We start from the raw sequence: 13,041 nt of genomic DNA on the forward strand, positions 1-13,041 counted from the left end.
TTATTACAAAACTGCGATGAGCAGTGAAATAACAGAAATCAATTTGATTAAAATATTAAGTGATGGTCCAGATGTATCTTTGAACGGATCACCAACAGTGTCACCAATGACGGCAGCTTTGTGAGCATCTCCACCTTTGCCGCCAAAATGTCCAGCTTCAATATATTTTTTAGCATTATCCCATGCTCCGCCAGTATTTGTCATCATAAGCCCTAGTGCAACTCCAGAAAGAGTTGTACCGGCTAAAAATCCACCGAGAGCAATTTTGCCAGCAGATCCAAAAAGAACTCTGATCAAAATTGGAGATGCGATGGTTATGATTCCTACTGGAAGCATTTCGACAAGAGCTGATCTTGTGCTGATTGCAACACATCGGTTGTAGTCTGGTTCAGCTTTACCATCTATTAATCCTGTAATTTCTCTAAATTGTCTTCGAACTTCTTCAACCATTTTCCAGGCTGCGTTACCAACTGATCGCATTGTAAAAGCAGAGACCAAAAATGGCATTGCGCCTCCAATGAAAAGGCCCGTTATAACCATAGGATCTTTTAAATCTAAAATTGAAATATGTGCAGATTCACAATATGCAGAGAACATAGCAAGAGCTGTAAGCGCTGCGGAACTTATTGCAAATCCTTTTCCAAGAGCTGCGGTCATGTTACCAAGAGAGTCAAGTTTGTCGGTAATTTTTCTTACATCTTTACCGTAACCAACCATTTCAGTAATGCCACCTGCGTTATCTGCAATTGGTCCATATGCATCTACTGTCATTGTTATTCCAACAGTCGAAAGCATAGCTACTGCTGTGATAGCAACTCCAAAAAGTCCGCCAAAAAATGTGAATGCAACATATATACATAGTCCCATTATCATTACAGGAGCAACTGTAGATTCAAAACCAAGAGATAATCCGTAAATTAAGTTTGTTCCTGGTCCAGATTGCGACGCTGCTGCAAGTCTTTTGATAGGAGATCCGTTTGTGTAGTGATTTGTTAAAACGCCGACTATAATTCCAAGTAGGCCGCCAAGAGCTATTGCGCCAAAGATATGCATATCTATTCCTGCATATGCAATGTAGAAATAGGAAATGGCTGTAAATACTCCGATAGAAATGTAAGTTGCAGCTTGAAGTAGTACTCCTAAACTTGATCTAAGAAAGAATATAGCGACTAAACCGATAAGAGACGATACTAAGCCTATTGCTGAAAGCATTATTGGTAACGATATATATGAATAATTTCCTGGAAAAGTGAAAAATGCGATTTGAATCGCTGCGATAGCAGCTCCAACATAAGATTCGAAAATATCTGCGCCCATTCCGGCTGTATCGCCTACACAATCTCCAACGTTGTCAGCTATAACTGCAGGATTTCTAGGATCGTCTTCTGGAATACCCATTTCAACTTTTCCTACTAGATCTGCTCCAACATCTGCAGCTTTGGTATAAATTCCACCGCCAACTCTAGCAAATAATGCGATTGAGCTTGCGCCGACACCAAAAGCGGTAATAATAGTCAAATAATCTTTACTATCTACAAATATATAAAATAATCCACCAAGGCCAGCAAGACCAAGAGTTGCAACGATGAATCCCATAACGGCTCCACCTAAAAGAGCGTTGAAAAAAGCTGCTCTTTCACCTTTTTCTTTGGCTGCGATAGCGGTTCTTACATTTGCTGCTGTTGCTGCTTTCATACCTATATAACCTGCAAACATTGAAAATAGTGCTCCGGCTGTGTATGAAAATCCTGCTGTAACGCTAAAAAAATATGTGAGTGTGATGAATGCGATCAAAATGACGCCTGCAAGAATTGAATATTCTTGTCTTAAGAAGGTCATTGCTCCGAGTCTTATAATTTCTGCTATGTGCGCAGCTTTTTTGTCTTCAACTTTTGTTTTTGAAACATTTTTGAATAAAATTGTAGTTACAACTCCACCTAGAATTGTTACCGCTAAAAATATCAATGAATATAAATCAAAACTCATAAAAACTCCTGCTACATGAATACGTTGAACTTATTTATCCGCTATAAACTGCCGTGCTGGGCAATTTTATTAAATTTAGATTCTGTTAAGTATTACAAATAATGCAAATTTTAAAAAGGGGATATTTGAAAAAGTTTTCTAAAATTTAATTTAAAACTTCGAAATTTCTTCAAAATCATCAAAGTGTATTTTTTTCGTGCCTAATATTTGATAATTTTCATGCCCTTTTCCAAGTAGCGCGATTACAGTATTTTTGTTTGATTTAGATGCTGTTATTTCTATCGCTTTTTTACGGTCTGGTTCTATAGTTAATTTTATTAGTCCTTCTATTCCTGGTAATATCTCACTAATGATATTTTGAGGATCTTCTGTTCTTGGATTGTCATTTGTGATTATGACTTCATCTGCATATTTAGCTGTAATTTGTCCCATCATCGGTCGCTTGGTTCTGTCACGATCTCCGCCGCATCCAAATAGGACTATCAAGTGTTTTGATAGAGGACGAAGCGCTTTTAGGACTGCTTCAAAAGATGAAGGATTATGTGCATAATCGACGAATGCAAAAGCTCCATTTTTTAAAATATGTTTTTGTAGTCTGCCTGGTACGCCCTTAAAATCTTCAAAGATATTTAACTGTAAGTTTTTGTTGATAGTGAATCCTACAAGAGTTGCCATTAACATATTGTAGGCATTAAATTCGCCAAAAAGTTGCGGTGATAATAATTCTTTATGATCGATTGATACCTTAAGTCCGGCAAGTGAGTTTTGTAGAATTGTAAACTGATGAAAATTTGAAAAATTTTGTTTTTTTTGTCCGTAGGTGTTGACTGAAAATTTATTCTTTTTTGTGTTTAACATAATTGCCAATTTTTCACCAAAAGTATCATCAGTATTTATTATGGCATGACCATTTTGTTTTATTTGATTAAAGAGTATAGATTTCGCTTCAAAATAATCATTCAAATCTTTATAAAAATCCATATGTTCTGGTGCGAGATTGGTAAAACATGCAATATCAAACTCTACACCGTAAATGCGATCAAGGCTTAATGCATGTGAAGATACTTCCATAACTACATAATCGACATTATTTGTAACACATTCATGGAAAAATGCATGTAGCATATCAGCGTTTAATGTTGTAAGCGGACTTTGGACTTCGCTATGTAAAATTTTGTTTTTGATTGAACCTAAAAGAGCGGTTTTGAAACCAATTTTTTGTAATAAATGTTCTATTAAAAAAGTTGTAGTTGTTTTACCTTTTGTTCCTGTTACACCAATTAACTTTAATTTTTTATGAGGATTACCTAGTCTTTCGCTTGCAATAAGCGCGAGTGATTTGCGTGTATTTTCTACTGGTAAAAATTTAATAGAGGGATATTTGGAGGAAATTTTTGAAATATCTCTAGATTGATCAAAAACTATTTCTTTTGCACCTTTTTTAATAGCATCTTCTATAAAGTCAAAACCATCAGTTTTAAAACCTTTGATTGCTACAAAAGTTGAATTTTTACCTACAAAATCTGTATGACATGTTACTAATAAATTTTTAAAATCTAACACTTAATAATCCTTTTATTTAAAATATTAATGATTTTATATCATGATATACTATTTAAGTAGTATAAAATTACAAAGAAACAAAAACAGCAGTAAATTATATGAAAACTTTAGCGCTAGATATTGGTGATAAATGGGTAGGATCTGCTCTTTCAGATGCTATCGGTTTGACATGCAAGCCTTACAAAACTGTATCAATAGAAATGTTAAATAAATTTTTAGAAGAGGCTTTGAAAACAGAGCCTATATCAACGGTAGTTGTTGGCTATCCTAAAACATTAAAAGGAAATGAAAGCGATCAAACGAAAAAGACGGTGCAAGTGAAAGAGAAATTGGAGACAATATTTGCGCAAATTAATGGACGAGAAATTAAGTGGGTTTTGTGGGATGAGCGTCTTAGTAGTAAAAGAGCTGGCAGCATAGAAGGAAGAAAAAAAGGGGTAGATGATAAATTAAAAGAACATTCTATAGCAGCAGCATTTATACTGCAGACGTTTTTAGATTTTAAATCACTTTCTTTTTAAATTTAAAAATTTTTTTGTAAATATTACATTGGAAAATTCGATAATAATATTGTTTTTTTAGATTCATTTAAAATTTGCTCTTTTAAAACTAGAAAAAAATATTTACAATTAAAAAAAGGACTGTTCAAAAAACCGGTTTTGGGAGAGAGGGTAGTATGAAGTGTCCTAAGTGTGGAGGTTTGCTTATAACACAATCATTCTTCAGCCATTTTATAAATTTTGAGGGATGGCGGTGTTTGAATTGTGGAAAGATAATCGAGAAAAAAGAAAAAACATTAAAAGAAGATGCTTTCAGTTTGTTTTATCAAAGGCAAAAAAGTAAGTATCGCGATGATAACTAAAATTAATGAAAACAAATTTTATTAGCGTTCAAGGTAGTTATAAAAGTTTAGAAATAAGTTTATTTTTAGATTCTAAACTGTGTTGCTGTATACAAAAAGATGATATCAAAGCAAGTTCTCTTTTTTTCTCTTTAGTTGATCAAATATTAAAAGAAAATCTAACATCTTTGTCGGATATTAGTTTTATTGCCGCCGACATTGGACCTGGGTCTTTCACCGCGTTGCGAGTCATAATAAGTTCTTTAAATTCTATATCTTTTTCAAGTAATATTTCGCTGATTGGCGTTGATGGTTTAGATGCTCTGGCTACGGAATGTTTAGAGAAACATGATTTACAACAAGATGTTTTGATAATTCCAATTTTGAACGCTTTTAATGGCGATATTTTTTTCGGGGGTTACCAGATAAATTCAAATAATGAGATTTCTTGTAAAGTAGAAAAAGGATACAAAAACATTGAACAGTTTTTGCTATTTTTAAAAGAAAGTTTTCCTCAAAATAAATTTTTGTTTTGCGGAAATGGAGTAGAAATTTTTAAAGAACAAATTTCAAATGTTTTAGAGAATAAGGCTATTTTACAGCAGCAAAATATTGATGTTGCTAGTTCTAAAGTTATTGGGGAAATTGCTTTGAAGCGATGGATAAACAAAGAAGGTATTAGCACACAACTTTTGCCTCTTTACTTAAAAATTCAAAATTATAAACCTAAATATATGTAGATATGATTTCATTTATTCTTTTTTTAATGGATTTAATAGCTCTTTCAATTTTTGATCAATGGATTTTCAATTTTTTGCTTGTTGGATTTATCATTAACCAACTAAAAAAAGATTATAAAATTGGTTTTTTTGGAAGAATCAATTTTTATATAATTTTTCTGCTTTTAGAAGATTTTATTCAAAACGATCGTTTTGGTTTGGCTTTTTCTTATATTATTCCAATAATTTTGCTTGCTTATTTAATAAGATTGGTGTTTTTAATATATTTCAATGTTTTTCATTATATTTTGCTGGTTTTAGCACTTTTTATAGAAATTTTTTTAGTGAAACAGTGCATTCTTCATAAAATGGTTCCTTGGTATTCGACAATGTATGTTTTATCTATTAACATAATTTCAATGTGTGTTTTTTTGATATTTAGAAATTTTATACGTAAACAGGGTAATCGCTTTTTGTCAGGCAAAAACTTGGCGAAGAGAGGAAAGTCCGGACTCCAAACAGGATAGGCGCCTTAGGAGATTTTTCAACTAAGGGAGGAGTAATCCTACGGAAAGTGCCACAGAAAATATACCGCCCAATTTATTTTGGGTAAGGGTGAAAACGTGTGGTAAGAGCGCACGGTCAAATGCAGTGATGTGTTTGTTACGGTAAACCCAGCCTGGAGCAAGACAAAATAAGTAGGTCAAAGTTTCCTGTTCTTACTGTTACCTATGGGTATGTCGCTTAGATAGATGGTTACCACATTTTGATCAAACAAAATGTACAGAATCCGGCTTACATGTTTACGTTTTTTATTTTTGGATGAATAAATATGATACGTTTTAAGAATTTAAATGGTTATATCTGGTTTCTTCCCTTTGTTGCCTTTTTGTTAGGGTATAGTGGCTTGCGACTTCTTTTGCACAAAAAGCAAATCTCTACACCTTCGGTTGTAGGTAAAAGTATCCAAGAAGCTTTAGCTATTTTATCTGAAAACGGTTTAAATATGCGTCTTTTGAAAGAAGTTGAAGGTTCAGATTTTAAACAAGGAATTGTTTTAGAGCAGCAACCAGCACCTGGAATGTTCGTTCAGTTAAATAATTCAATTTTTATTTCTATTGCTAAAACACATCGAACTTCTACAAGTCCAAATTTCTTGGGTGCAAATATATCTGACGTACAATCAAAACTAAACGAGCTTGGTATCAAATATCGTCTTATAGCTTCTCCCTCAATTTATCCAAAAGATTCTTGCTTTGCTCAATTTCCATCCCCAAATGAAAGAATTGAAAGTAAGGAAATGATTCTTTACATTTCTTTGGGTAGTAATCCAGTTGTTATTATTCCAAATTTTAAAAACAGCAAGCTTTCAGATATTGAAGATTTTGCTCAAAAAAATGATGTTTCTTTAAATGTTGTTTTCAAAAGTGAAGAATCAAGATTTGAAAAAGAAAAGTTGTTTGTTATCGATCAAAAGCCAATGGCTGGTTCAATTGTCGATCTAAGCAAAAAATTATATTTGCAGATAATGGTAGACGTTCAATAAAACACACCGTTTGACTTCAAAATATTTTTAATGTAAACATAGCTTATGTTTATTTTAAGGATTCTTTCAAAAAAGAGGTTTTTATGAAAGAAAAATGTCCGAATTTATCGTTTTTAAATAAATTTTCAATTTATAACCAAAGTTTATCTTTTGGTTTTTCCTTTATTTCTTCTTTAATTTTGAATTCTTGGCTTTGGGCTTAAGCCCTCAATATCTTTTTTTATCACATTACATTTTTTAGTTTATTCAACCGTTGATGGTTTTGTTTTAACTGCAGATTATGCGGTTAGATCTCTATTTTTGATTTTTAATTTATAAGGAAAACTTATGAAAAAGTTATATTTAAGTCTGTTTTTTAATGTCGTTGTTGTTTCTTGTGCAATTTTATTTGTTAATTTGAATTCGCAGTTTTCAAGTGAATCCGCAAATAAACGTAAAATTGCGATTTTACTTCCAGTTTCTCACCCATCTCTTGAAAAAATAAAACAAGGTTTTATTGACAGTATCAAGCAGGCTAATTGCGGAGAATTTTCATTTGATGTTTTTAACGGAAATGGAAATCGCTCGCTTATGATGATGCAGGCTAAACAAGTTATTAGTGAAAAATATGATTTGATTGTACCGATTACAACTGTTACCGCGCAACTTGTGAAAGAATTTTCTGCAAAAATTAATAAAAATGTACCTGTTGTTTATAGTGGTGTTAGCTATCCTTTGCACGCAGGAATCATTAAGTCTATAGAAAATTCAGGAAATAATTTTACTGGGGTTTTCGATTCTGTTCCAAATGATAAACAAATTGAATATTTACTTGCGTTAAAACCGGATGTTAAAAATATTTTACTTGTTTACCATCCTGATTTGGAAGATCAAAAAAATGAAATACAGCAGATTACAAATGCAAAAAATTTGAATTTAAAATTGTTAAAAGTTTTTAGTCCTAATGAAATTTTTGAAAAAATTTCTAGTGCGCTGCATGAAGTAGATGTTGTTTTTGTTTTGAAAGATAACACGGTTGTTTCTGCAATTGATGCATTAATAAAATTGTGCAACCGCAACAATATAACCTTGCTTGTTTCGGATCTTGATTCTGTCGAAAAAGGTGCGGCTATTGGATTTGGTGTTTCTGAATATAATATTGGTGTTTCGACTGCCAAAAAAGCTGTTGAAATCTTGCAAAAAGGTAAAAAACCATCACAGATACCAAGTAGCCTTGCTGAAGGTTTCAAATTAAAAATAAATTCTAAAGTTGCTGCACAGCAAGGTCTTGTTTTAGATGCAAAACTGTTTTTGCTTATGCAAAATAGCGAAATAATTTAAAAGGGGAGTTAAATAATGAATTTTTTAATGAATTTGATCGAGTTTTCTTTTCTATATTTTCCATTGATGGTTGGAGGTTATATAAGCATTTCTTTAATGCGTCTTCCAGATTTGAGTATAGAAGCTGCGTATGTTTTCGGTGCCATTTTGGCATCGAAAACTGCTTTGATCTTTGGTGGCGAAAGTTTACTAAAATATCTGCTTGTAATATTTGCTAGTTTACTTGGGGGCGCGCTTGTAGGTTTTATTTCGAGTTCGCTTTCTATTTTTTTAAAATTACCACATATGCTTTCTGCTATTTTGACTATCGGTATGTTTCAAGGAATAAATCAAATAGTGTTAGGTTGCAGCAATATTTCTTTGGCATCTGTAGATCTAGTGATAAATAAAATAATAATTTTTCAAAATTACCCAGAATTTTTAGTTGGTTTTTTGATTTTTATGTTATTAATTTTGATTGGTTTTTTATTTTTTAAAACGTCGCTTGGATATTGTCTTGTTGTTTTTGGAATTAATGGCGAATTTTTTAGTTTTTATAATATTTCTAAAAAGTATGTTTATTTTGTAGGAATTATTTTGAGTAATGCGCTTGCAGGTCTTTCGGGTTTTTTGATTGTGCAGGCGAGTGGTTTTGTTGATATTGGTATGGGTAGCGGGATCGCGCTTTTATGCATTGCTGTTATTTTGTTTGGTAATTTTTTTAATCGATTCAAAAAAAGAGTTTCGATTTTTGTTCCTGTACTCGGGGTATGTAGTTACATTTTACTCCAACAATTAATGATGCAATTTGGTTTTGATACGAAGTATTTTACTATGCTGCAGGCAATTTTGATTTTATGTTTTTTGTTTTTGAATCTGAAATTCAATGAAGTTAATTTTAAAAAAATGTTAAATAATTTGGGGTTTTAGTTATGAAGTTCAAAATTGAAAATTTATATTTTAAATTCGCAGGGCAAATAAAATATTTTTTTGAAAATCAGCAGGTAGAATTTGAAACTGAAAAATTGAATTTTATCAAAGGTGCGAACGGCTCGGGTAAATCGACGTTGCTTAAAATTTTATTTGGAAAATTAAATTGTGGAGATGCTCTGAATGCAAGTTTTTATTTTGAGGAGCAGAAATATTTAGTAACAGATAAAAACTTTCCGTTATTTTTTAAAAAATATACGAAAATGGTTCCGCAAAATTTTGACCTGATGCTTGCAAAAGATATGACAGTAGAAGAAAATTTGAGGCTTGCAAATGTGGGTATGTTTCCAAAATTAGCAATGTTAAGCCAAAAAAAGTTTGATAATCATCTGTTTGATAAATTTAATTTAGATTTACAAAAAAAGGTTTCATTGCTTTCCGGAGGACAGCGGCAGATTTTAGCGATCATTATGAGTTTGCAAAAGAGTTGTAAAATTTTATTGTTAGATGAGCCTAGCGCAGCGCTTGATGAACAAAATGTCGAAATGGTTTTTGCATTTCTAAATTATTTAGCAATAACAAGCGATTTGATAATAACGGTTGTTTGCCACGATGCTGATGTGGTGAAAAAATACACTAAAGATTGTTATTTTGAGATAAAAAAAGATAAATCGACAAATCAAAGTATTATTAAAAATGTTGAACTATTAAAAACAATATTTTAATTATTTTTTGTGATAAAAAATGAGAAAGTTAAAATTAATTCATCAGGATTTATTATCTTTGGGTAGTTTGTCTTGAAATCATTGAAAATACCTCTATTCTTCTAATAAATTAAAAATAATATATCGGTATGGGAGGGGTAAGTGAAAAAATTCTTATTTTTGTCTTTAATTATCTTTTTGCAGATTAAATTTATAATTCCAAATAAAAATGATTTTCAACTTAAATGTGAAAATAAATTGGTATTTCAAAGTGCAGATTTATCTTTATTAAACTGTATGGTCGGTAAAGAAGCTACGCAAAATATTTTAAATAAAGATTGGGATGAACTTCGAAAAGGTAAATTGATAGAAGCTGCCGTGATTTTTTGTGATATTTGCAGTTTTACAGAGACTAGTGAAAAAATAGGGTCTAAGAATGTTTTGGCGCTTTTAAATTCTTATTTTAATGAGATGGTTGAGATTGTTAATAAGCATAAAGGAATTGTTAACAAATTTTTGGGTGACGGTCTTATGATTGTTTTTGAATTTGATGAAAAACAGTCTAAAGAAGAATTTATGAACAATATTATTCAATGTGCTATTCAAATGTGTGAAATAGCTACAATCGTAAAAATTCCTGACGGAAAATCAGTTTTAAATCGCTGTGGGATAAATTTTGGCAAAGTGATAGCTGGGGTGGTTGGTTCGGTTGATCGTTTTGAATATTCTTATGTTGGTGATGCTGTGAATATTGCAAGCAGGTTAGAAGGTTTAGCAAAAGATTTAAAACATAGAATATTGATATCAAAATCTATTTGTGATTTTTTATCTGTGGATTTAAAAAATAAGTTTACAGATTTAGGAATGCATCAGCTGCGCGGTAAAAAGGTAGACGTACATCTTTTTGGTATGAATTTAGCAAATTCTGCTTAGCTCAAATTAGTTGGTTTAAAATTTGTTTTCTACCCATTGTAATGGATCAACTGCAACGTTATTTATTCGCATTTCCCAGTGCAAATGATATCCAGATGAATATCCTGTTTTGCCAAGTCTTCCGATTGGGTTTCCTTTTTTTACAAAGTCACCTACAGAAATGTCAGATGCGAAACTGTCTAAATGATAATAAAGAGTAAATATCCCACATCCATGGTCTAAAACGATGGTGTTTCCTGACATGAAAAATCTATCTTTTACGATCACTTTTCCATCATTACTTGCCCAAACTGTTGACCTTGGGAAATTAATCAAATCTATAGCTTTATGAAGATATTTTCCTTTTTGTGGAGTTTGTCTACGCTCTCCAAAAGGAGTGGTAATTTTTTGTACATTCATAGGTAAATCAAAAGCAGTTTTCCATAGTTTTTCTTTTGGTGATTCTGCGATCGCTTTTACCAAAGTTTCTGCAAGGAAATGATCAGGATTTCCTTTTTGTTTTTCTTCCATCAATTTTTCTTGTGAAACAGAAAAGCCTACTTGCTTTGGAAATTGTGCGGCTAGCACTTCGATATTTCCTACTAATTTACTGTTGTTTCCTGGTAAGTCTATTACATCAACTGCTAGTAAATGTGTTTTTACTTCTTCTTCACAATCAATTGGAATGAAGCAGACATAATTTGTTGAGTTGTCAGATTGCTGTGCAAAATTAAATTGTTTAGAAAAAATATTGGCAGTTGCTTGTGCAAGTTTTTTGTTTGAGTTCAATTCGATTTTAACTGTTTTGCCTTGCTCTGATTTAAACTCGGATTTTACAAGTGCTGTAGAGAGTGGAGTATTGTCCACAAAGATATTCATAAAAGAAGTAGCTTTGTTTTTAGCAAAACTAGAATCTTGTGCTGATATTTCAAGCAAATATTTTTCATTGGCCAAATTTTTTGTATCAATTTCAAAGTGAGATTGATATACATTTTCTCCAATTTTGCTAAAAGATGTTGGTTCTAATTTTGTGTTATTTAAACTAGCTTTTACTTGTGCAATTTTATAGTCAGAAATTGCTTGTATTTCGTAATTGATTTTGTCTTTATAAACCTTATTTTCTTCTACGCCTAAAACATTAATTTTTGGCAGTTCGTTAAACGTGAAATATCTAAAGACTTTTTTGCCTAAAAATATTGATGGTATGGCAATTAATGCCATAAATATAAAAACTTTTAACTTTAAATTCATAAGCTTGTTTCCTCTTTTGATAAATTAGGGGTTATTTTTCCATATAAAAGAGCATATTAGCTTTAGTTAATGAAGAAAAATGGTGTAAGTAAAATAGTATGAAAAACTATGAAAAATAGTGTTTTTCTATTGGATTTATACAAAAAAAAGCATTTTAGGTATAAGATTTTGTGCTGTTTAATATAGTAAAACATAAAAAATCAATCTGAATTTTCCTCAACATTTTGGTAAAATTCATCAAAATTAGAGTAAGCAAAAGTTTTAACCAAATATTTATATAAATGGCGGGATTCTTTTTTGAAGTTGTCAGAGTGAGCATGAGGTGTAATGAAGGCAGCTTTTTGGTGTGTTGCGGTATCTTCCCATATTTTGTCAAAATGTTTGCGCGGGACCATCAAATCATTTGTGCCATGTATAAACAAAACAGGAATGTTTTCAAGCTGAGCTAAATATGGACTTATAGAAATTTGCGGGGTTAGTAAGCGCGCTATTTTGGAAATGGGAGCGTGAATCCATTTTAAAGTCAGAATCCTTTTTATCCAAAGAGGAGTACCTCCTTCTTGTGGTGAACATGGTAAATAAGGGTCAAAACAAATGCTGTCTACAAAATCTTTTAATGATAGCCAGCAGCTGTCAAGAATCAATTTTGTAAAAATAGCATTACCTTGTTGTTGAGATAAAACTTGTGATTTAACGAAGACAAAATTACTATAGCATTCTCCTAGAGCAATTCTTTCTTTATAAGTACGATTTCTTTCCCTTTCTTTTAAGCGAATATATTTTGCGATCGCAAAAAGTTCTTCTTGTTCTTCGCATAATAGTTTTTGGAAAGGATGAATTAAAGTAGAAGGTTTGCACATAAATTTAAATATTTGTGTCCATCGATAATCAAAAATAATATAGTCAAAATCAGATCCAAGATAATCAATAAATGATTTCATTGACTCTTTGCCACCAGGAAATCCTTGCCCAAGGACTAAAATATGGGAACTGTTGTTATTGATAAAAATTGTTGGAAATTCGATTCCGCTTTCTGTGCGTAATGTTAACGATTCTGTTTTTATAATATTTTGCTTTTGTGCGTTTGGAAGTGTTTTTATAAATTCATTGTTAATAGATTTGACAGATTGTTGTCCATTGTTCTCTATTCTTAGCTTATAATCTGCGCAGCTAGTACAGATAGGTGTTGCTATCGGAATAGCGATCAATGCCAAAAATATTAAAAATTTTGTTTTTAAGTTCATAAATTGTTTTCCTATTTTTGATAAATTAACGCGAACTCGATAATTA

General features: G+C 31.5%; 12 protein-coding genes and 1 other RNA gene. 9 read left to right on the top strand and 4 right to left on the bottom strand.

Annotated features, from left to right (window positions below; genetic code table 11):
* Window positions 1-3: 3 nt before the first annotated feature.
* The gene (locus DEA20_02640; protein ID HBS48072.1) at window positions 4-1,986 is read right to left on the bottom strand and encodes a sodium-translocating pyrophosphatase; all 1,983 of its coding nucleotides are present in this window, start codon (window positions 1,984-1,986) and stop codon (window positions 4-6) included.
* 150 nt (window positions 1,987-2,136) lie between these two features.
* Window positions 2,137-3,549 (bottom strand): UDP-N-acetylmuramoyl-L-alanyl-D-glutamate--2,6-diaminopimelate ligase, encoded by a 1,413-nt coding sequence (locus tag DEA20_02645; protein HBS48073.1) that lies wholly within the window; start codon window positions 3,547-3,549, stop codon window positions 2,137-2,139.
* Between the two features lie 98 nt (window positions 3,550-3,647).
* Between DEA20_02645 and DEA20_02650 the strand changes: the two genes are divergently transcribed.
* From DEA20_02650 to DEA20_02690, 9 genes are all read left to right on the top strand, one after another.
* Entirely contained in the window at window positions 3,648-4,070 is a 423-nt protein-coding gene (locus DEA20_02650) for a Holliday junction resolvase RuvX (GenBank protein ID HBS48074.1), read from the top strand.
* A gap of 155 nt (window positions 4,071-4,225) precedes the next feature.
* Window positions 4,226-4,411, top strand: coding sequence for a hypothetical protein (locus DEA20_02655; GenBank protein HBS48075.1), 186 nt, complete (start codon window positions 4,226-4,228; stop codon window positions 4,409-4,411).
* A 5-nt stretch (window positions 4,412-4,416) separates the two neighbouring features.
* Window positions 4,417-5,130: a tRNA (adenosine(37)-N6)-threonylcarbamoyltransferase complex dimerization subunit type 1 TsaB gene (gene tsaB, locus DEA20_02660; protein ID HBS48076.1), complete on the top strand. Its 714-nt coding sequence runs from the start codon at window positions 4,417-4,419 to the stop codon at window positions 5,128-5,130.
* Window positions 5,131-5,559: 429 nt separating this feature from the next.
* Window positions 5,560-5,923, top strand: an RNA gene (rnpB, locus tag DEA20_02665) — RNase P RNA component class A.
* Between the two features lie 18 nt (window positions 5,924-5,941).
* Window positions 5,942-6,655, top strand: a complete 714-nt coding sequence (locus DEA20_02670) for a hypothetical protein (GenBank protein ID HBS48077.1) — start codon at window positions 5,942-5,944, stop codon at window positions 6,653-6,655.
* Window positions 6,656-6,982: 327 nt separating this feature from the next.
* Window positions 6,983-7,975, top strand: coding sequence for a hypothetical protein (locus DEA20_02675; GenBank protein ID HBS48078.1), 993 nt, complete (start codon window positions 6,983-6,985; stop codon window positions 7,973-7,975).
* Window positions 7,976-7,990: 15 nt separating this feature from the next.
* On the top strand, window positions 7,991-8,884 hold the full coding sequence (locus DEA20_02680; protein HBS48079.1) for a hypothetical protein: 894 nt from the start codon (window positions 7,991-7,993) through the stop codon (window positions 8,882-8,884).
* Between the two features lie 2 nt (window positions 8,885-8,886).
* A complete protein-coding gene (locus DEA20_02685; GenBank protein HBS48080.1) occupies window positions 8,887-9,609 on the top strand; it encodes a hypothetical protein in 723 nt (240 codons plus the stop codon).
* Between the two features lie 141 nt (window positions 9,610-9,750).
* The gene (locus DEA20_02690; protein HBS48081.1) at window positions 9,751-10,521 is read left to right on the top strand and encodes a hypothetical protein; all 771 of its coding nucleotides are present in this window, start codon (window positions 9,751-9,753) and stop codon (window positions 10,519-10,521) included.
* A gap of 15 nt (window positions 10,522-10,536) precedes the next feature.
* On the opposite strand, the gene DEA20_02695 is transcribed toward DEA20_02690, so the two are convergent.
* Entirely contained in the window at window positions 10,537-11,751 is a 1,215-nt protein-coding gene (locus DEA20_02695; protein HBS48082.1) for a hypothetical protein, read from the bottom strand.
* A gap of 200 nt (window positions 11,752-11,951) precedes the next feature.
* The gene (locus tag DEA20_02700; protein HBS48083.1) at window positions 11,952-12,995 is read right to left on the bottom strand and encodes a hypothetical protein; all 1,044 of its coding nucleotides are present in this window, start codon (window positions 12,993-12,995) and stop codon (window positions 11,952-11,954) included.
* Window positions 12,996-13,041 lie beyond the last annotated feature (46 nt).

The organism is Candidatus Dependentiae bacterium (assembly GCA_003511165.1).
Lineage (GTDB): Bacteria > Babelota > Babeliae > Babelales > UBA12411 > UBA12411.